Source organism: Actinoallomurus purpureus (genome assembly GCF_024055795.1).
Taxonomy (GTDB): domain Bacteria; phylum Actinomycetota; class Actinomycetes; order Streptosporangiales; family Streptosporangiaceae; genus Actinoallomurus; species Actinoallomurus purpureus.
This window is the reverse complement of the sequence record NZ_JAMXMY010000013.1, coordinates 227,014-246,620: the sequence shown is the minus strand read 5'-3', so window position 1 is coordinate 246,620 and position 19,607 is coordinate 227,014. Positions and strand designations below refer to the sequence as shown.

At 68.8% G+C, this 19,607-nt stretch carries 19 protein-coding genes and 2 pseudogenes; 7 read left to right on the top strand and 14 right to left on the bottom strand.

Annotation, left to right across the window (positions count from 1 at the left end):
* Positions 1-7 precede the first annotated feature (7 nt).
* On the top strand, positions 8-433 hold the full coding sequence (gene trxA / locus NE236_RS24595) for a thioredoxin (protein WP_252844474.1): 426 nt from the start codon (positions 8-10) through the stop codon (positions 431-433).
* A pseudogene (locus NE236_RS24590) lies at positions 417-1,952 on the top strand (FAD-dependent oxidoreductase); the annotation flags it as partial. The gene trxA and the pseudogene NE236_RS24590, both read left to right, overlap by 17 nt.
* A 206-nt stretch (positions 1,953-2,158) precedes the next feature.
* Here NE236_RS24590 and NE236_RS45165 read toward each other — a convergent pair.
* The 4 genes from NE236_RS45165 to NE236_RS24575 all read right to left on the bottom strand — a co-directional run bounded on the left by NE236_RS45165 (position 2,159) and on the right by NE236_RS24575 (position 3,343).
* On the bottom strand, positions 2,159-2,518 hold the full coding sequence (locus NE236_RS45165) for a DUF5335 family protein (protein ID WP_372494431.1): 360 nt from the start codon (positions 2,516-2,518) through the stop codon (positions 2,159-2,161).
* 20 nt (positions 2,519-2,538) lie between these two features.
* Positions 2,539-2,829 (bottom strand): hypothetical protein, encoded by a 291-nt coding sequence (locus NE236_RS24585; RefSeq protein ID WP_252844472.1) that lies wholly within the window; start codon positions 2,827-2,829, stop codon positions 2,539-2,541.
* A gap of 83 nt (positions 2,830-2,912) precedes the next feature.
* On the bottom strand, positions 2,913-3,017 hold the full coding sequence (locus NE236_RS24580) for a LuxR C-terminal-related transcriptional regulator (protein WP_252844471.1): 105 nt from the start codon (positions 3,015-3,017) through the stop codon (positions 2,913-2,915).
* A gap of 203 nt (positions 3,018-3,220) precedes the next feature.
* A complete protein-coding gene (locus NE236_RS24575) occupies positions 3,221-3,343 on the bottom strand; it encodes a DUF1931 family protein (protein ID WP_308209153.1) in 123 nt (40 codons plus the stop codon).
* A 64-nt stretch (positions 3,344-3,407) separates the two neighbouring features.
* Between NE236_RS24575 and NE236_RS24570 the strand changes: the two genes are divergently transcribed.
* On the top strand, positions 3,408-4,253 hold the full coding sequence (locus NE236_RS24570) for an LLM class F420-dependent oxidoreductase (RefSeq protein WP_252844469.1): 846 nt from the start codon (positions 3,408-3,410) through the stop codon (positions 4,251-4,253).
* An 11-nt stretch (positions 4,254-4,264) separates the two neighbouring features.
* Here NE236_RS24570 and NE236_RS24565 read toward each other — a convergent pair whose 3' ends face one another.
* The 6 genes from NE236_RS24565 to NE236_RS24545 form a co-directional block, all read right to left on the bottom strand.
* Positions 4,265-4,615, bottom strand: a complete 351-nt coding sequence (locus tag NE236_RS24565) for a hypothetical protein (RefSeq protein WP_252844468.1) — start codon at positions 4,613-4,615, stop codon at positions 4,265-4,267.
* A gap of 343 nt (positions 4,616-4,958) precedes the next feature.
* Complete coding sequence (locus NE236_RS45160) at positions 4,959-5,300, bottom strand: response regulator transcription factor (RefSeq protein ID WP_372494430.1); 342 nt, start codon at positions 5,298-5,300, stop codon at positions 4,959-4,961.
* The gene (locus NE236_RS24560; protein WP_252844467.1) at positions 5,198-7,225 is read right to left on the bottom strand and encodes an AAA family ATPase; all 2,028 of its coding nucleotides are present in this window, start codon (positions 7,223-7,225) and stop codon (positions 5,198-5,200) included. The genes NE236_RS45160 and NE236_RS24560 overlap by 103 nt, the downstream gene beginning before the upstream one ends.
* On the bottom strand, positions 7,225-7,593 hold the full coding sequence (locus NE236_RS24555; protein ID WP_252844485.1) for a DUF2267 domain-containing protein: 369 nt from the start codon (positions 7,591-7,593) through the stop codon (positions 7,225-7,227). The genes NE236_RS24560 and NE236_RS24555 overlap by 1 nt, the downstream gene beginning before the upstream one ends.
* Entirely contained in the window at positions 7,479-8,000 is a 522-nt protein-coding gene (locus tag NE236_RS24550; RefSeq protein ID WP_252844466.1) for a DUF2267 domain-containing protein, read from the bottom strand. The genes NE236_RS24555 and NE236_RS24550 overlap by 115 nt, the downstream gene beginning before the upstream one ends.
* 600 nt (positions 8,001-8,600) lie before the next feature.
* Positions 8,601-9,794 (bottom strand): SNIPE associated domain-containing protein, encoded by a 1,194-nt coding sequence (locus NE236_RS24545; RefSeq protein WP_252844465.1) that lies wholly within the window; start codon positions 9,792-9,794, stop codon positions 8,601-8,603.
* 503 nt (positions 9,795-10,297) lie between these two features.
* On the opposite strand from NE236_RS24545, the gene NE236_RS24540 reads away from it, so the two are divergent.
* Positions 10,298-11,179: a phosphorothioated DNA-binding restriction endonuclease gene (locus NE236_RS24540; protein ID WP_252844464.1), complete on the top strand. Its 882-nt coding sequence runs from the start codon at positions 10,298-10,300 to the stop codon at positions 11,177-11,179.
* A 197-nt stretch (positions 11,180-11,376) separates the two neighbouring features.
* Here NE236_RS24540 and NE236_RS24535 read toward each other — a convergent pair whose 3' ends face one another.
* From NE236_RS24535 to NE236_RS24525, 3 genes are all read right to left on the bottom strand, one after another.
* Positions 11,377-12,315, bottom strand: a complete 939-nt coding sequence (locus NE236_RS24535; RefSeq protein WP_252844463.1) for a DUF2637 domain-containing protein — start codon at positions 12,313-12,315, stop codon at positions 11,377-11,379.
* Positions 12,316-12,729: 414 nt separating this feature from the next.
* On the bottom strand, positions 12,730-13,899 hold the full coding sequence (locus tag NE236_RS24530; RefSeq protein WP_252844462.1) for a tyrosine-type recombinase/integrase: 1,170 nt from the start codon (positions 13,897-13,899) through the stop codon (positions 12,730-12,732).
* Positions 13,900-14,024: 125 nt separating this feature from the next.
* A complete protein-coding gene (locus NE236_RS24525) occupies positions 14,025-14,273 on the bottom strand; it encodes a helix-turn-helix domain-containing protein (RefSeq protein WP_252844461.1) in 249 nt (82 codons plus the stop codon).
* 1,327 nt (positions 14,274-15,600) lie between these two features.
* On the opposite strand from NE236_RS24525, the gene NE236_RS24520 reads away from it, so the two are divergent.
* The 3 genes and pseudogenes from NE236_RS24520 to NE236_RS45155 form a co-directional block, all read left to right on the top strand.
* On the top strand, positions 15,601-16,719 hold the full coding sequence (locus NE236_RS24520; RefSeq protein ID WP_252844460.1) for a S1 family peptidase: 1,119 nt from the start codon (positions 15,601-15,603) through the stop codon (positions 16,717-16,719).
* Between the two features lie 230 nt (positions 16,720-16,949).
* Positions 16,950-17,654: a PIG-L deacetylase family protein gene (locus NE236_RS24515; protein WP_252844459.1), complete on the top strand. Its 705-nt coding sequence runs from the start codon at positions 16,950-16,952 to the stop codon at positions 17,652-17,654.
* Positions 17,655-18,233: 579 nt separating this feature from the next.
* A pseudogene (locus NE236_RS45155) lies at positions 18,234-18,407 on the top strand (DUF3054 domain-containing protein); the annotation flags it as partial.
* Between the two features lie 151 nt (positions 18,408-18,558).
* On the opposite strand, the gene gap reads toward NE236_RS45155, so the two are convergent.
* Complete coding sequence (gene gap / locus NE236_RS24505; protein WP_252844458.1) at positions 18,559-19,575, bottom strand: type I glyceraldehyde-3-phosphate dehydrogenase; 1,017 nt, start codon at positions 19,573-19,575, stop codon at positions 18,559-18,561.
* Positions 19,576-19,607 lie beyond the last annotated feature (32 nt).

Below are 19,607 nucleotides of genomic sequence, written 5' to 3'. Positions count from 1 at the left end.
GGACCGAATGACCGTCCAATGCACGAACTGCGGCAGGAAGAACCGGGTGCCGACGGCGGCCGACGGCACCCCTCGCTGCGGGAACTGCCACCGGCCGCTCCCCTGGATCGCCGATGCCGGTGACGACGACTTCACCGACGTCGCCGAACGCGCATCCGTCCCGGTGGTGGTCGATCTCTGGGCGACCTGGTGCGGCCCGTGCCGCATGGTCAGTCCGGCGCTCGAACAGCTCGCCCGCGAGATGGCCGGCCGGATCAAGCTCGTGAAGGTCGACATCGACCATGCGCCGAAGATCCAGGAACGCTTCGCCGTCCAGGCCGTGCCGACCTTGCTCCTCATGCGGGACGGCAAGGTGATCGATCGGCAGGCCGGCGCCGCGCCGGCTCCGGCGCTGCGCGCATGGGTGGAGAAGAACTTTGCAAGAGACACCTGACCTGCACGGCGCGTGGCCGCGGCTGGACCCCGAGCAGATCGAGGACCTGTCCGCGTACGGCGAGCGCCTCCCGACCCGACAGGGCGAGGTCCTGTTCCGGCAGGGCGAGCCGGACTATGACTTCTTCGTGGTCCTGGTGGGGTCGGTCGCGATGGTCGACGCCGACAAGGTGATCCGGGTGCACGGCCCGGGCCGCTTCCTCGGCGAGCTGGGCCTGCTCACCGGGCAGGCGGCGCTGGTCGGAGCCGTGGTCGACGAGCCGGGAGCGGTCCTGCGGATCCCGGCGGAGCGCCTGCGCCTGCTGATCGCCCGGGACCTCGCGCTCGGGGACCTCGTCCTGCGCGCCTACTTCATCCGGCGCTCACTCCTGATCGAGCTCGGCGCCGGGCTGCGGATCATCGGCTCCCGGTTCTCCCCCGACATCCGCCGGCTGCGGGACTTCGCGGCGCGCAACCGGCTCCCGCACCAGTGGATCGACCTGGAACAGGACACGCAGGCCGAACAGGCGCTGCGGCGGCTGTGCGTCCGGCCCGAGGACACACCGTTGGTGATCCTCAACGGCGACCGGATCCTGCGCAACCCGAACAACGCCGAGCTGGCCCGCGCGATCGGCCTGCCGACACCGGCCGCCCACGGCGACGCCGCCGACCTCGTCATCGTCGGTGCCGGGCCCGCCGGGCTGGCCGCGGCCGTCTACGGCGCGTCCGAGGGCCTGAGCACGATCGTCGTCGACGCGGTCGCCACCGGCGGCCAGGCCGGCACGTCCTCCTGCATCGAGAACTACCTGGGGTTCCCCTCTGGAATCTCCGGCGCCGAACTCGCCGAGCGCGCGGTCATCCAGGCCGAGAAGTTCGGCGCGCAGCTCGGCGTCCCCGCGGAGGCCACCGCGCTGGAGGTCGAGAACGGCGGCTACGGCGTCGCCCTCGGCGACGGCGGCCGGATCGGCGCCCGCACGGTGGTGCTCGCCACAGGTGCCCGCTACCGGCGGCTCGACGTCCCTGGCCTCGAACGGTTCGAGGGCTGCGGCATCTACTACGCCGCCACCGAGGTCGAGGCGCTGCAGTGCGTCCACGTGCCCGTCGCGGTCGTCGGCGGCGGCAACTCGGCCGGCCAGGCCGCCCTTTATCTCGCCAAGCGCGCGGACCGGGTCAGGCTTTTCGTCCGGGGCGGTGACCTGGGCGAGAACATGTCCCGCTACCTGATCGACCAGATCGAGCACTCCCCGGGCATCGAGGTCCACCTGCGCACCGAGGTGCGCGAGCTGGTCGGCGACGAGACGCTGGAGGCGGTCGTCGTCGAGGACCACCGCACCGGCGAACGGCGCGTCCACGAAGCCCGGAACCTGTTCATCTTCATCGGCGCCGACCCCTGTGTCGGCTGGCTGGCCGGCCAGGTGGAGCTGGACGAGAAAGGCTTCATCCGCACCGGCGACGACGCGCCTCCCCTGGAGACCAGCCAGCCGGGCGTGTTCGCGGTCGGCGACGTCAGGAGCGGGTCCATCAAGCGGGTCGCGTCGGCCGTGGGCGAAGGCGCGATGGCCGTCCGGCTGCTTTACGAGCGTCTCAGCGGATTATTCGGACGGTGCGGCGACGTCCGGACCGCGGACGCCTCCGTGGATCGGACGAGGCTCAGGCCCGCCGACGCGGCTGCCCGGAGCCCGAGGTCTCCACGGTCCGCCGGGGCCTGGGGCACCGGACGGCCGCCGCACGGCGTCCGTCGGCGGGCTCAGGGAGGCAGGGCGGGTTCCGGTCGCAGGCGCAGCAGGGTCGCGGTCCCGTCCCCGCCGACGATCCGGACGTCGGTCTCGGCCGGGGCTGGGACCGTGAAGTCGATCTCCGTGGGATGGTCGATCATGTGGCGGAGCAGAACCGGGAATCGCGCCGAGTTCCCCCCGAGCGCGATGACGACCACATCGTCACGGGGATCGTAGGAGGCGTACGCGAACGGCAGGCGCTCGGTCTCGAACTGGTCGCCGAAGTCGGCGCCGAGCAGTTCGATGGCGGCGCTGTGACCGGCGTGATCCGCGCTAAGCGTGTCGAAGAACTCCGCCCACTTGCCGCGGTCGACCGTTGTGGCCTGGCTCATCTCGATCTCCTCCCGAAGGGTCACACCGGCCGGCTCGCGCTGTCGGCCGGAGCCACCAGCGCCGCGGCCAGTACGCGCCGCGCTCCTCGGCGAACGGTGCGTCGACCAGCACTTGGTAACGGTCGGCGACGATGGCGGGCACCGCGACGAACGACCGCCCTGCCGTCCCAGACCGCCGCCGCCACGCCGTCCGCGAGTGCGGCCTCGGCCTGAGCGGCCATGAGCTTCTCGTGGCTCATCCTGGGATCCATGATGAGCGTCCCCGTGATGAAGAGACGGGCGGCGCTCGTGTGGTCCTCAACGGTTTCCATGCCCTTGACGCTATGCACCGGCGCTTCGGGCGACATCCCCTAATCGGCTAGGCTGCTGACCACTCGCGGCGGCCCCGTCCTGATCACTTGCTCGCCTTCATGACGAGCCGGGTCAGCTCCACCCGCGAGGTCACCTCGAGCTTGCGGAAGACGTGCCGCAGGTGGAAGGCGACCGTGTGCACGCTCATGAATGAGCTGGTCGGCCACTTGGCGGTTCGTGACCGGCTCAGACGCCCGAGGCCCTGCGTCAATAGGCCTACATCTCGACGCTCGCCCATCGTGCGGCCGGTCGCGTCCTCAGCCTTGGTAGACATGGGCGGTCCCGGTGGCCGGCCACGGCGCGGGCGCCGCGGCGTCCTCAGGTCAAGACGGGACGTACGGAGGACGGCGCCTACGGCGGGTGCTTGGCGAGCCGCTCGAGGAGCGACTCGAGCTCGATCTCCTCGTCGAGCTTGCGGAACTCGTGGATGCTCTCCTGCAAGCCCTTGGTCACGGGTAGATCGTGCGGCTGGATGATGTCGCGTTTGCCGGGACGCCCACCTTGGGGAAGGAGTCAGCAGGGAGATTCGGGGGCACCCATGAGATTTGGCATCGCGACGTTCGTCACGGATGAGGGCATTCATCCTGCGCGGCTGGGCGGCGAACTCGAGCGGCGCGGCTTCGAGTCGGTGTTCATCGCCGAGCACACGCACATCCCGGTGAAGCGGGAGTCGCCGTGGCCCGAGGGTGACGAGCTTCCGCGGAAGTACTACCGGACGCTCGATCCGTTCGTGACCCTCACCGCGATGGCCGGGACGACCGAACGGCTCCTGCTCGGCACCGGGATCCTTCTCCTCATCGAACGCGACCCCATCATCGCGGCCAAGGAGATCGCGAGCCTCGACCACGTCTCCGGCGGACGGGTCGTCGTCGGCGTGGGCGCCGGCTGGAACCGCGAGGAGATGCGCGATCACGGCACCGATCCGAAGACCCGCATGAGTCTGCTGCGTGAACGGGTCCTCGCGATGAAGGAGATATGGGCAAAGGAACAGGCCGAGTTCCACGGCGACTTCGTGGACTTCGACCCGATCTTCTCCTGGCCCAAGCCCGTACAACGCCCGAATCCCCCGATCCTCGTCGGCGGTTCCGGGCCGAAAACGCTCGATCGCGTGCTGGAGTACGGCGACGGCTGGATGCCGACCTACGGGTTGGGCGTCGAGGAGATCACCCGCAAGGTCGCCGACCTGCGGCGCCGCGCGTCCGAGGCCGGGCGCGGGCCGATCCCCGTGACCGTCTACGCCGTGCCCGGCGATCGTGACGTCGTCGCCCGGCTGGCGGATGCGGGCGTGGACCGGGTGCTGTTCGACCTGCCCACGCTCCCCGCGGAGGAGACCGTACGGGCGCTGGACGAGTTCGCGGCGGTCGCCCGGAACGCGCAGCGATAGACCTCGGGGCGTTACTTCGGCTTGTCGAGCATGCCGTGCAAGTGGGCCGCGGCGACCTCGATGTCGTCGTACTTCCGCTGCGCCGCCCGCACCTCCGCGGCGATCACACCGCACCTGTGGACCCTCTCGAAGTCCCCGTAGGGGAACTTGTACCTGGACTTCTCGTCCTTGGAGTAGTCGTCGTCGATGCCGAGGTACCACCTGCCGTAGTCGTCGAATCCGAACTTCTCGATGAACTCGTTCTCCTGCTGTGTGGACGGCTGGTGTTCGCTCCATTCGCCCATCTCGTCGACGACGGCTCTCCCCTCGTCGATCAGTTTCTTCGCGTACTCGAAGGACCGCTCACTCAGCTTCACTGCCATGGCTCCCCCTCGATCCGCGGCCAGCTGCTCGGGTCGCCCGGGGCGGGCGTGCAGGGCACCGCCCGGGGTCGCCCCGGGTCTCGTCGATCTCCGCGACCGGCACGCAGGGCCGTTCGGCCTCGGCCTCGACCGCGGGCTGGATTAGCCCTGTCATGCGGTTGACCAGCTCCTGCACGTCCGCGAAAGGATCCCGTCGCAGCATCGTGGCCGGCTCCATCCCGTGCAGTCGGCACTTTGCCCGATACCCGGCCGTACTCCTGCCGACACTGGTCCTTCCTCCCTGGTCCGGCCGGTCGCCATCGGGCACCGCCCTACGCCGCGTGGGCCCCGGCCGGCGCGGAGGTCATGCGGGCCGTGGACCGCCGGCTCGATCGGGACGACCCTGACTTGGCCAGGGAGGTGCGCTGACCGGTGTCGCCGCGCCGAGACGTGCGTCGGGCGGCGTCCGTTGCCGGTTCTCCTCCATGACCCGCCGTGCCAGCTCGAAGCGTGAGCCGATTTGGAGCTTGCGAAAGATGTGACGGAGGTGGAAGGCGGTCGTGTGCACGCTGATGAACAGCTGGTCGGCCACCTGCCGGTTGGTCAGTCCCTGGGCGACCAGCTCGGAGATCCGGCGCTCGGTGTCGGTGAGGCTGCCCCAGCCCGAGACGGGACGGTCGCCCTGTGTCCAGTGGCGGCGCCGCACGCCCAGCCGACGAAGCCGGCGGCGCACCCGGGCGGCGTCCCAGGTCGCGCCGATGCCGTCGTAGCCGGCCAGCGCCTGGTCCAGGCCGGCGATGGCCGACTGCCGTGACCCGGTGCCCCGGCTCGCAGCCAGTGCGCCGAGGTCCTCCGCCGCGGACGCGCGTGCCCACCGGTCGGCGTGGTCCACGGACGCGCGGTCCAGCGCGCACGCGTCCCCGTCGAGCAGGCCGCGAGCGTGTTCGGCGGCCGCCGCGATGGTGGGAAAGCCCGGGTTGTTGCGGGCGAGCCGTTCCGCGGCGCCGACCACGGTCTCGGCTCGCGCGCGATCGTCCAGGGCGAGTGCGGTACGTACCAGCCAGGCCGCCGCGGTGGGGTCGCTGACCAGCGCCCAGGAGTGCTCCGGCACCTGCTCGCACAGCTCCGCGAACGCCGTCGCCACGGCACCGGCACCATCGCGCGCCCTCCCTTCGCGATCTGGCTCCTCACGAGCGCGAAGCGGGCCTCCGCGTGCGGCGAACCGTACTGCGACAGCCCGGGCCGTGCCCGGTCGACGCACCGCTGTGCGGCGTTCGGGTCCCCGGACCGCAGCGCGGCGACGGCGAGCACCGCCAGCGCGGACGACATCAGCACGTGCGGGCCCAGCCCGCTGGTGGCCGCCAGGCCCGCCTCGGCCTCGGCGATCGCGTCGTCGAAGCGGCCCGCGGCCAGATGCAGGCGGGCGCGGAGCACGGCGGGCGCTGCCGCCCACACGAGACGTCCGCGCACCTTGGTGTCGTCGCCCGCGCTCGCCATCACCGAACGTGCCTCGTCCAGCCGCCGGACGTCAGTCAGGAGCATCGCCAGGATCATCCGGGGGTGCAGGCACCAGGCGTCGGTGGACGCCGCCCGGCGGACGGCCTCGCGGGCGAGCCGCAGTCCCTCGGCCAGGTCGTCCGCGTCCCACGCGGCCAGCTCCTCCCCCGCGACGGTGAGCACGCCCGCCGACAGCGCCTCGTCGAGCTGCAGGACGATCGCGGCCGGGGTCGTGCCGAGCACCGCGGCCGCGGCGTCCGGCGAGAACGAGCGTGCCAGGACCGCGGTCACGGTCAGCAGATGGCGCGTCCGCGGGCCCAGCTGGTCGAGCAGGTGCCGTGCCGCCGCCTGGAACCGCCGCGGCAGGCCGGCCGCGACGAGCCGTGCGCCGCCGTCGCAGATCTGGATCCCGTTCTCGCCGCGCAGCCCGGCGATGAGCCCGGTGAGCAGGTACGGGTTGCCGCCTGACTGGCCGGCGAGCGCCGCCAGCCGCGGATCGGGCGCGGCACCGAGCATGTCGATGACGATCCCGGTCAGCGCGTCGTCGTCGAGGGGCGGCAGGGTGATCCGCCGCGCGCCGTCGTATTCGAGGAGGTCGAAGAGGCGGCCGGCGGCCTTCCCCGCCTTCACCGTGCTGCAGGCCAGCAGCCACGCGACGGGCCGGCCGGCGAGCTGTGACGTCCAGGCCCGCAGTGTCGCGAGGGCCGTCGGCGCCACCAGCTGAAGGTCGTCGAGGCTAACCAGCACGGGGTCGGCTCCGGCTCGTTTGTCGAGACCGGCGCGGATCCTCTCGACCCGCCACATGCGCCGGTCCGGCTCGGCGGACGGTCCCTCGCCGTCGGCGATCACGTCCTCGCCGAGCGCAGAGAGCAGCGACTCCATGAGCGGCATCCGGCCGAGCTCGGGGCTGCCGGCCGTCACCGACGAGAAGCCGCACGCGCGGGCCGTTCGCGTCGCCTCGCGGAGGAGGAGGCTCTTGCCGATGCCGGGCTCGCCCTCGACGAGCAGGACTCCGGAGCGCCCCTCGTGCGCCGCGGTCAGCAGATCGAGGGCGGCGCTCCATTCGGCCGCACGGCCGCGCATCGTCGCCAGCCCGTGAGCCTCCTCGGTGCAGTACGCCGGAAGGGTGGACATCATCGCTCCGGCAGCAGCGCGTGGTAGTCCATCGGCAGCTGGACGGTGACGTCGAAGTACTCGTCGTCCCGTACCGCCTCGCGCAACGTGGCGAAGACCGCGCGGGCGTACTCGCGCGCCTCGAACGGGTCCACGCCCGCCAGCTCGGCGATGCGGTCCACGAACCGGTCCAGCGGTATCCGTCGCGCCGTCCCGCCGCTCGTGGCCCGGCCGCGTCTGAGCAGACCGTGCACCGCGAGGGGAAGCCGCGGGATCAGGTCGTCCACCTCGCCACCGGCGATGCGCTCGGCGAGCGTCTCCAGTACGGCCTCGGTGGCGCGGAGCGCCTCGTCGGCGTCGAGGCTGGCGCGTTCGGCGACCTTGGCCAGGAAGTCTTCGTCCGGCGTGACGTCGAAGAACCTGCAGTGGGCCTCGGCGACCGGCGGTGCGAAGCGCTGGGCAGCTCGTCGGCCACGTCGGCGATCTCGTCGCGGCTCACCGCCCGCCCGAGCGCGAAGAAGACGGCGTGCGCGTGCCGCTCGGTGGTCTCGACGTCAACACCCTCGCGCTCGGCGACGCGGCACAGGAACTCATCGACGTCAAAGCCCTCGGCGACGCGTTGGGTGTGGAGCCAGGGCTTCATCTCTGCGGGGAGCCGTTCGAGAAGTCCGCGAGCCTGCCCGGGCGACAGGCGCTTGGCCAGCGTCGTCAGGGTCGCCCGCGCGGCGCGTTCGGCCAGGTCGCCGTCGATGCCGCCCTCGCGCTGCGTGACTTGGATGAACTCGCGGTAGTCCATGGTCGCTCCTCCCCCGCTCAGGAGCCGGTCTCGGCGGCGTGCGGCGAACGCGACCACACGCCTGCGAGTGTGTGTTTTCGGGCAATCGGTCAGGGACGGCGCGTAGACCTCGATGGCCGAGCGACCCGCATCGGCGAGACCGACCGATACGGCCATGACCCCACCGTAGCCACCGCCCGGCCGCCCCGCATCCCGCGGTAGGTCGCCCTGCGAAGACGGCCCGCCCGGGTGGGGACTGTCAACACTTTTCGGCTCTGTCGCACATCCGGTGGTGACGGACGGTGATGATGGCGATGGCTAGACCCACCGATCACGGAGTCGCAGGTCCGTACATTGGAGCGGTCGTTCGATGGAGTCGGCCGACCTGCGCAGTGGTCGCCGATGTGAGCCCGGCACGCCGGGGCCGGCATCCCCACTGCAGCGCCGCCCCGTTGTGAAACATCGAGGTCAGCGCGCCAACCGTACTCTCTGCAACTGGTAGCGGCCGATGCTCACGCTCCGCCACCACCGAATGTGCGACAGAGCTCTTATTTTTATTCGTACAGTCCCAAAGAGCGACAGAGCCGTTATTCGTACAGTCCCCGCCTCTGCCGCAGGGCGTCAGGTGGACCTCCTGCTGTCGGAACTGTCGGTCGGGTCGGTCGATGATTGTTCGTTGTCGGTGACAACGTTTCTGCTGGCCCGCCATTCAAGGGCTTCAGGCGCTTCGTGGTACTCGAGGATGTGCTGGTCAGTGAGGTGCTCAAGGAGTTCCCGGACTTCGGTCGGGGTGGCGTAGAAGAACTCCCGGCGCAGGTTGACGCGGTTAACGCGGCGGTCGGCGAGTTCGTTGTGCAGGCGTGTTTCCAGTCTCACGGCGTCTTCGCTGAAGATCAGCGCGTGGACGTCGAAGCGGAACGGCACTGAGGCGTCGCCGAGCTCGCGGACGCGGTCCATCGGGTCCAGCCGGCGGGTGAGCCCGATCTTGACCATGCGTTCACCGAACGAACCGAGGTTGGAGATCACATAGACGTAGCCGGCACGGGTGTTGGCGGCGCGCTCTTCGACCCCGGCGATGGCGGTGGCGATCTCTTCGAGCTTGGCGCGCATGGCGGCGGCCGCCGCCTCGTCCTGGTTGTCTTCGAGCTTCTTTAGTGCCGTCCGATAGTGGGTCTGCTCCTTGATCAGGCGCGCCTTCTCCCGCTCGAACTCCTTGCGTGCCTTGTCCTCTTCGCGCTGGCGTTCGCGTTCGGCCCGGATGCGCTCCTTCTCCTCTTCGACCTTGGCGAGGTAGTCGGCAGTCAACTCCAGCTCACGCACGCGTTCCCGGTGGTAGGCCAGGCTGATCCGGGTGTCCATCGTCTTGCCGAGACGGGCGATCGTATCGGCGGTCTTGCCCAAACGCTCGATCGCCGAGGCCAGCTTGTACGGGCGCATTGTGCGTACGAGATTGTCGGCCTCGGCGTTGTAGGCCCGGAGCATCAGCTTGGAGAAGTCGCGGGTCATCCGGCGTCCCTCGGCTGCCGAACCGTTCACCGTCCAGCTGGTTGTGGCCAAGACGGCGTCGCCGCCGCGGGTCATGGTCTTGATCGTGTCCTTGAGCCGGGCGAGCTCGGCCTTGTAGGCGACCGCGTCCGTGAGGGGATGCTGGTACTCATAGACGCCGGCTTCCTGCAGCAGAGCGACATCCTCGGTCTGGACGACCTCGGTACGGGCGTTCGCAAGTTGCTGCTCGGCTTCACCGATCTCCCGATGCAGGTCGGTGATCTGGGCGCGCAGCTCTTGCGTTTTCTTCGACAGCTCGAGCGCGTCCATCCCCTGCAACTGCTGGACCAGGGCGAGCAGCGCGGCGTTTTCCGCTTCCAGCTCTTCGACCCGTTTCTTGTTGCCGAATAGGCCGCCGTGGCGCCGAGAGGCGTCCCGCGGCGAAGGCGAGGTGCTGAGATCGCTCCTCGGTGGTGCTCCCGTCGGTGGTGCAGGGTGCGGTACGCCACCGTCAAGGCCGAGAAATCCCGTAGTAGTGGTGTCAGGGATCCATATCTGCCAACCGGGTGGTGGCTGCGGCCATGAGGGATCTGGTGCCCACCCCGGCGGGGGTGACCACCCCGGCGGCGGAGGCGGCCAGTTCGGTGGCGGGTTGTACCGAAATCCCATCGGTATCTCCTCGCGATACGGCACGCCGGATGAGCGAACCGGATACAAGACGCACACAAGCGCTCACGCGTTGCCATCTCGGCCAGAACCGGTCTCGCGATCTGCCCGTTCGGCCGGGGTCGGTCAGATGCACTCGGCTGGTCGTTTCCCTACGCTGCCGTGTGATGGACTGGGTCGAGCGGGTGACAGGAGTTCGTCGCTGGGCACGCGGGGGCGAGCGAGCGCCGCACAAGCCATTGCTCTTGCTCTACGCGCTGGGGCACTTCCAGCGTCACGGCGATGTGCCGATCGTTTACAGCGCGGCAGAGGAACATCTGGTACGGCTGCTCCGGGAGTTCGGGCCGCCGCGGACCACGACTCCCGCCTATCCGTTCCATCACCTGACCAGCGACGGCCTGTGGGAGGTACGGACCGCGGACGGCGGAGCCAGCCCCGGCCCTCGGGTTGGAGCCCTACGCGACACCGGGGCCGCCGGACAACTGACCGGTGAGCTCGTCCGGGACCTGAGGCGTGAGCCACGACTGCTCTCGCAGTTGTGCCGGGCCATCCTGGAGGCCAACTTCGAACCGTCCCTGCACGAGGACATCTGCGTCGAGGCCGGGCTCGACCTGGACAGCGCCGGCGCGCCCGTCGGCCGCGAGCGGCGACGGCGCAGCCAGGAGTTCCGGGAGCAGGTCATGGTGGCCTACGAATACCAGTGCGCGTTCTGCGGCTACGACGGCTGGCTGGGCGGAACCGCGGTCGGGCTCGACGCCGCGCACGTACGGTGGTGGGCCTTCGACGGCCCCGACGAGGTGACCAACGGCATCTGCCTGTGCGCGCTGCACCACAAGCTGTTCGACAAGGGCGTCCTCGGCATGACCCCCGCTCGGCAGATCACCGTCTCGGCGCACTACATCGGCCGTAGCGCGGCCGCCCAAGGCCAGGTGACAGCGCTGGCCGGACGCGAGGTCGGCCGACCGCAGAATGCCTTCCCGGACGTCGCCGACCATCACATCGCCTGGCACGCTCACGAGGTCTTCCGCTCCCCCGCACGCGCCGCCTGACCCGTCGGCGATACACCTCGATCAACGTCGTATCGCACGCGGATCTGCTTGAGAATCCCTTATCGCCCGGTCGGCTTGCGTGCGAAGACGCCCACGCACCGTGGGTGTGCTGTTGCGCGCCCTTTGGATAGGACGACCTTGTTCAAACGCCGCAATTATCGATCAACAAAGGACAGTGAAGCAAATCCCAGGCCGCCTCAAACAGCCCTGAATGCCGGGCCATCATCTGGAATCCGATCAAAGCGCCCGCCGAGGCCAGCCTGTTTGACGAGACGCCCCCAGCGTTCACGACGCCCGAAATGCTCCGCGATCGCCTTCCCTGTGGGCAGGTCTCCCGTCTGTTCCTGCTCGGCGACCGCCCACTGCCACGCCCGGCGCTGTAACCCCCATCCCGCGGCCTCGCCCCGCCCTTGAGTCCGCTCGGCGCTTTCGGAGGACTCTGCCAAGACCCCGCTTGTCTTTGCGCCGAGGCGCTTGGCGTCGATGTGGTTCGGGTGCTCCGTCTGGAGATTGAATGAGGTGGTCGTTAGATCGTCTCCGTTGGTATGAGGCTCGTAGGAGACTATGTCGTCATCTGCTGGATCCGTCTGAGCTACATAAGAGGCGCCTGCAGGCACCGCCGCCGCTTCGTATGCGTGCGCGCTCGGAGCGGTGCCATCGGTCATGGGGGACGTATGAGATACCTCTGAAGCCTCCGGGACGGTCCGCAGGGCGGCTTGCCTGACCTGGCGCATCAGCAGCTCATACGACCCGATCAAGGCGCAGCTCGGCCATGCGGCGATCAGACGGCCCACCGCCGAGGGCTCGGCCACCGCCACGTTCGCCGCCAAGCTGGCCGCACTGCCGATGAGCAGCAGCGCCCAGGGCAATAGCCCGCTCCGCCGGTGGCAGCGCGAGTCCATGAGCAACGACATCGACGAGGTGACGATCATGCCATCGACCGAGATCGGGAGCAGAACAGCGGTCCATGAGGTCTCCTCGTACCGCCGCACCAGCAGATACATGTGCCGATACGACACGATGGCCGCGATCACTGCCAGCACGACCACGCTGAGCGTGGTCGCCCAGCGGATTACCTGGTCACCGCGCCGCTCCTCGGAACCGGTGACCTGTGCCTCGAGATCTCCAGAAACCATGATTGAGCTCCCGACCAGGGGCTGGGCGAGGAATGGGCGACGGCCACTTCCCGTAACGTCGCCGAACGTCGCTCAACTGACCCTTATCGAGGGCCCTTACCTGCACTTTCACGCATCACCGCAGCTCACCCGATACCACGGGCTACCTTGACACGGTAGAGGTCACTGGTTCAATCCCAGTATCGCCCACCACATCAATGCAGGTCAGGCCATGCGCCTGGCCTGCATTTTGGTTTCTGACGCTAACGGTCGGCCGGAATCGGGAGCAGATCGGGAGCAGGGTGCTCCACGGGTGATCGGAACTACCCATTCCATAGGTCGGGGTCAGTACTTTTCGTGGGTCGGGGTCACCGGGAGCAGTGCTCCCGGTGATGCTCCCGGCCGTGCTCCCCCTCGGCATGAGATGGGTCGGGGTTATGGTTGCGATGGCTGATCGGTGGTTTGGGTGGTCCATCGTTGCTGGAGCCGGTTCTGCAGGTTCTGTCGCATGGGGTCGGTGACGTGGCTGTAGACAGCGGCGATGCCGGGCATGTGGTGCCCCATCCGCTCGTATTTGAGGGCGTCTTCGATGCCGAGTTCGTCCAGGATCGTTTTGTGGTGGTGGCGCAGGCCATGGAAGACCGCCCTGGGCAGGATGGGCGGCCATTTGCGGTCGGGGTCGCCGTCGCAGGCGGGGCGCCATAGGCGGCGGGCGAAGTTGGATCGCCGGTGCCAGTGCCCGTCCGGGGTGATGAACACCTGCGAATGGTCATGACCGTCGATCACCTCCTGAATGAGCGTGGCCAGGAAGGGTGGCAGGTCGATGCGCCGGGCGGCGGCGTCGGTCTTGGGCGGGCCGAGCCACAGGCGCGCGCCGACCTCGTGCAATGAGCCGGTCTCCGGGTCGACTCGCAGGTAGCCCTGCTCGAGGTGGCAGTTGGTCTTGGCCAGGCCGGTGATCTCGCCCCAGCGCATCCCGGTGAAGGCCGCTGTGATCACCATCACCTGCGCCGAGCGTCCGCCGAGCAGGTGGATGCGGTGGGCGATGGCCAGGATCTGCTCGCTGGTGGGGATGGGGCGCTTTGGGGGCTGCCGCAGCGTGGTGTCGGGTTGGTGGCGGGTGCGGGGTTCGGCCATGCGCAAGCCCTGGATCGGGTTGATGGCGATCATGCGCTCCTCGACCGCTGCGGTGAGCAGCAGCGATATGAGGGTGACGATGCCGCGGACGCTGGCCAGGCTGTAACGGGCGCGCAAGTCGATCGCCCATTGCTTGACCGCGCTGCGGCGGATTTGATCGAGGGACAGGTGCCCGAAGGCGGGCAGGATGTGCTGGTCGAGGTAGTGGTCGAGGTAGTGGTCGTATTTGGCTTGGGTACTGGCCGCGACCAGATGCGTGGTCCGCCATTGACTCGCCCACTCAGCCAGACCGGTCCGTGAGTCATTGGGGTCGATGAAGGTTCCGCGGCGCTGGTCGCTGTCCATATCCTCAGCCGCGGCGAGGGCTTCGGTCTTCGTCCGGTACTTGTCCGGTGTGGTGCGGACGACACCGTCGCCATCGCGATAGCGGACCCGGAACCACGGTCCGCGTTTTTCTGCCCAGGCCATAATGATCTCCTTCCATGCATACGGGAATCGGGTCGCGCCGCTGTGGGGCGGCGCGGGTCGGGGTCATCACCGCTCAACTCGGGGTAAGCGCTCAAGTCCCGCCCCGCTCCCCCGGGCGGATCCGGCTATCGGTGGCGCGGGGTCTGCTGGCCGGCGGCGACGATCGCCTCCAGGTCGGCGCGGGAGAACCGCAGATGCTTGCCCAAGAAGGTGCAGGGAATCGCCCGGGCGGCGGCTTTACGGCGCAGCCACGACGGCTTCACCCCGAGCAACCGCGCAGCCTCTTCAGGCGTGCACACCAGCGGCTCGTCTCGCTGATCAGACGATGGGATCGCAGGCTCCAGTGCCCCTGAGCGGCCGTTGGCAGATGCCATGGACTGGCGTCCTCCTGCAGCGGCCTGCCGGCGTTTCGGGCGCGTGCAGTGCGGCGGTTGCGCGTCGGCTGGCCGGCGATCGGAGGCAGACCGTAGCGCCGGGCCTCGTTGCTCTTGCTGAGGCTGGTCGTGGGTGTTCAACATGGCTGATGGCTTCTGCACATCCATCCGGCCCGAACGGCACGCAACCAAGCCAACCTGACCCCGTAGGCACTTCTTAGGCACGCGCTTAGGCACGCCGTCGGCATACCTCGCACCAGGGCTAACGATCTTAGGCACACGCTCAGGCACGGGGTTGGGCACGCCGCCCGACATGTAGGCACGCCCATGGGCTGTGAAACCCACACTCCCGGCTCAAGCATTCACGCCTCTTAATCCGCGGGTTCGGGGTTCAAGTCCCTGGCGGCGCACCCGTCCTGACCTGGGCGTTCTCGGTACCACCGGGAACGCCCAGTGTCCGTTTCAGGCGGTTTGGCGACCACGTGTGCTCCATCTGTGCTCGCGTGCCGTGATCTTGGTAAATCCGCCCCCCAGACACCACCGGAACGGCACCGACCACCACCCGACAGCCGCCGCCAGCGAACCGGCCCCAGATCACATCTACGCCGTCCGAGGCCGACAGGCGGCCAACCGACCCCATCACCGCCCATCGGCGTAACCGAGCACTCCTATCCCCGCCACGCCACTCCCCCAGGACACACGCCCAGGAATACTCTCCAATCGGCCCAGGCGGTCGCTACAGCGCGCAGGGGACTTCCAGTGATCACGCCCAGCCGACGCGGCCTGGTAGCGCCGCCACGACCGCCCGATGGACCTTGAGCGGCAGGATAGGCACATTCGCGAACTCACGAACCAGGCGTATACCGATGGAGTGCCTACAATCTGCCCAGGAAACGACCCTGAGCAGCGGCCGAGAATCATCCCTTGATGCACTCGGCGCACACCTGCGACAACAGCCGTGACGTGCGAGTTTCGAAATGTCCGAATTGGCCCAGGGCGCCTACCTGCGGTTTCGAACCTGCGGATTAAAAGTCCACAGTTCTTCGGTGCTACCCGATCGGACAGGGCCGGACCGACATCGAGTTCGACCGATCCGGGCTTTGGCGCCACCGCTGCGGGGCTGCGAGGTCGGTTCCATCATGCGCGGAGAAGGTGGGCACGGCCTGGATCGCGTCAACGCCACGCGTGGGTGAAATTACCCATCACCGGCTGCCTGGGTTGCATAATTCGGCCGATTCGCACTGTCTCGTGAGTCGCCTAGCGTCCTCACGGACGAGGACGCGGCCAGTAATGACCGGCGCGTTCAAGAAATCTGTCCGGAGGGACTATGGTCAAGATCGCTTCATTCTCATGCGCGGTCGCGATGGCTGTGACAGCCGCTTTCTCGGCTGCTACGCCGAGTGCGCAGGCTGCGGCGTCGCCACCGCCGAAACCGGCCGCGCCGACCGACCGGCAACATCTGGCGAACCTCGCGACCACGCTGGCCAAGCACCTAGGCGACAACCGAAGCGCCGGCTCGTATTTCGACAAGGCGACGGGCCGGCTCATCGTCACTGTTACCGACAACTCCGCCGCCCAGAGCGTTCGTGCGGCCGACGCGACCCCGCGTATGGTCGCTCACAGCCACGCCGATCTCACAAGGGCGACCGACGAACTCGACCGCTCTGCCCGGATCCCCGGTACCGCGTGGGCGATCGACCCGGCCACCGACCAGGTTGTGATCTCAGCGGACAAATCCGTCAAGGGGTCCAAGCTGACCAAGCTCAAGTCCGTTGCCAACAAGCTAGGCGCGTCGGCCAGGATCGTGCCTCTCAACGGAAAACTGAGCACGCTCGACGGCCCTACCATGCTGGACGGCACAGCCATCTACGCAGGCGTTTCAGGAGGTACGGCACGCTGCTCACTCGGTTTCAATGTTTTCAACGGTGCCCGGCACTTCTTCATTACCGCCGGACATTGCACGCACCTTAGCCCTACCTGGTACGCCAACCAGGGCCTGACTAGCCGTCTCGGCAGCAACTCGGGCCACGCGAACGTCTTCGGCGCCGGCGGTGACTACGGCGTCGTCGAATACGACACTGCTGGGATCCACGTTTGGGGTACGGTGGCCGGCACCAGGCAGTTCATTGCCGGCTCGGGCGACGCCTTCGTTGGCGAGGCGGTGCAGCATAGCGGCAGCACCACCGGTGTCCGCGGTGGCACAGTCACAGCGCTCAACGTGACCGTGACCTACGGCAGTGGAGAAACGGTCAATGGTCTGACCCAAACGACCGCTTGCGCCGAGCCAGGCGATAGCGGTGGCCCGTTCTACGACAGCGCCACCGGACTCGGAATGCTCTCCGGCGGCTCCGGCAACTGCTCCATAGGCGGCACCACGTTCTACCAGCCTGTCACCCCCATCCTGCGAGACTTCGCCTTCACACTGTGGGACAGGCCCCAGCCCTGAGAAAGCAGACGAAGGTGTTGGGCTCCGGCGTCCGGCACCTGGTGCACCCGGCGGTTCCGGCTCATAGCCGAGCCGCCGGGTGCACCATCCCGCTATGAACGAGGGGGCCGCTGCAGGGTAATAATCCGCACCAGGTCGGACCGTATCGGCTGGAGCAGCGGCTGGGGAGCTGTGAATCCGCGGGTCAGCCCATGATCGGCGGAGAGTGACACCGCGCTAAGGTGCGCGTCATGGAAGCGGTACCGGAGGACTGGCGGCGGGCGCTCGCTGTCGTGGCCCACCCCGATGACCTGGAGTACGGTGCGGCCTCGGCGATCGCCCGGTGGACGGCGCAGGGCAAGACCGTGATCGAGGTGCTCGGCACCCGGGGTGAGGCCGGCATCGAGTCGATGGACCCGGCCACGACGGGGCGACTCCGTTCGGAGGAGCAGGTGGCGGCCGCGCGCGAGGTCGGGGTCGAGGTCGTCGAGTTCCTCGGTCATCCCGACGGGATACTGGAGTACGGGTTGCCTCTTCGCCGTGACCTCGCCCGCGCGATCCGCCGTCACCGGCCCGAGGTCGTCGTGTCGCTGAACTTCCGCGAGACGTGGTCCGGCGGGCAGGGCTTCAACATGGCGGATCATCGGGTGTTCGGCCTGGCCCTGGCCGACGCCGTACGAGACGCGGCCAATCCGTGGGTCTTCACCGAACTGGCCGAGGAGCCGTGGAAGGGCGTGCGGTTCGCGCTGTTCAGCAACTCTCCGAACGCCGCGCACTACGTGGACGTCACCGGTCACCTCGACGCCGGGATCGCCTCGCTTCGGGCGCACAAGGTCTACCTGGACAATCTCGGCAGTGACTTCGATCCGGCCGCGTTCCTGACCGGAATCGCCGAGGCCACCGGTACGACGGCGGGGGTCCGCCACGCGATGCCCTTCGAACTCCTCGCACTCTGAGCAGGCGGGCCCTCCGCATCGGGGACCCGCCAGATCGGCCGGATCGAAGCTCAGCTCGAACGGCTAGGACAGCTTCAGCGTCTCCCCGGCATGAGCGTGAGCGATCTCCACGTACCCGCTCTGCAGGGCCGGCCTTCGCCACGGCACCGTCCCGCCCGCCGAAGGTCGACAGGGCAGAGTACGCCCGCCGGCGGCGGGGCGGGTTGCGTCCACGGACGTGGTGTACGAGAGAGCCGCGGCCGACCGCCGACGTCGCGCTCCCTGCCCGTGCCATGCGCTGGTTGCTCGCTCTTAATCCGCGGGTTCGGACCTGCAGGCAGTTGCAAGGGCCTCGACAAAGTCGCAGGTAGCGATCCTGAATGAGCCAGGTCGTCCGGTGGCGCAGCCGGCCATCAAGGGCCCGTCGATACGCTGAGGCACATGCGTTCGGTAACCGCGGTGGTCCTTGACCTGTGCTGTGTGATGGCGTTCGTGGTGATCGGGCGGGCTGGCACAGTGAGGGCGAGACCATTGCCGGGATCGCGAAGTCGGCCTGGCCGTTCCTGACGGGACTAGTGATCGGCTGGGCGGCGACCCGCAGCGCTCGTGGGCACCGGCATCGGCGTCTGGCTGGTGACCGTCGCCGCCGGTATGGCGTTGCGTGTCGTTTCCGGTCAGGGGACCGCGGTGACCTTCGTTCTTGTCGCGATGCTGTTTCTCGGGTTGGTCATGCTCGGCTGGCGTGCCGTGGCCTATCGACGCATGAGGGCATAACGCCACCACCGAACAGGAGGTGCACGCCGACCTCGGGCAGGCAGGGTGCGATCCTGCGGCCCGGATGGGCCAGTTCCCCGGCGATCCTCCGGTAGCCCCACCCGGGGTTCTCCGCCGCCACCCGGACCGCGCCTGCCGCTCCCGCAAGACGTCAGGGGGCCGGGACCTGACGTGCGGCGAGCAGCTCCAGCGTGTCGATGAGGCGGTTGGAAAAGCCCCACTCGTTGTCGTACCAGGCCGCCACCTTGACGTGCCTGCCGTCGACGCGGGTGAGTGCGGCGTCGAAGATCGCCGACGCCGGTTGGCCGGTGATGTCACTGGAGACCAGCGGCTCGTCGGCGTAGTCGAGGATGCCCTCGAGCCGGCCGTCGGCGGCGGCGGCGCGGTAGGCCGCGAGCACCTCGTCGCGGGTGACCTCGCGGGAGACCGTGGTGTTCAGCTCCACGATCGAGCCGACCGGCACCGGAACGCGGATCGAGTCGCCCGACAGCTTGCCGTCGAGGTTTGGCAGCACCAGGCCGATGGCCTTGGCGGCCCCGGTGGTGGTGGGCACGATGTTCACCCCGGCGGCGCGGGCGCGACGCAGGTCGCGGTGGGGGCCGTCCTGCAGGTTCTGCTCCTGTGTGTAGGCGTGCACCGTGGTCATGAAGCCGTGCTCGATGCCGGCCAGGTCGTCCAGCACGGATGCCAGCGGAGCCAGCGCGTTCGTGGTGCACGAGGCGTTCGAGACGATCACATGCTCGGCAGGGTCGTACGCGTCGGTGTTCACGCCGTAGGCGAGCGTGACGTCGGCGTCGGCGGAGGGGGCGCTCACCAGCACGCGTTCCGCACCAGCGCGGATGTGCGCGCGGGCGGCGTCCGCCGCGGTGAAGCGGCCGGTCGACTCCAGCACGATGTCGACGTCCAGCTCGGCCCACGGCAGGTCGGCGGGGTCGCGTTCGGCGAGCACCGTGATGCGGCGGCCGTCGACCACGAGCCGGGATCCGTCGACCTCCACGGAGCGGCCGAGGCGGCCGAGCGCGCTGTCGTACTTGAGCAGGTGCGCGAGCGTCTCGGGGGCGGTGAGGTCGTTGACGGCGACCACTTCGAGCTTGCTGTCGCGCTCCAGCAAGGCCCGGAGCGTGCTGCGTCCAATGCGGCCGAATCCGTTGACGGCGATGCGGGTCATGGAGGCTCCTTTCGTTACGCCCCTCCATGCTC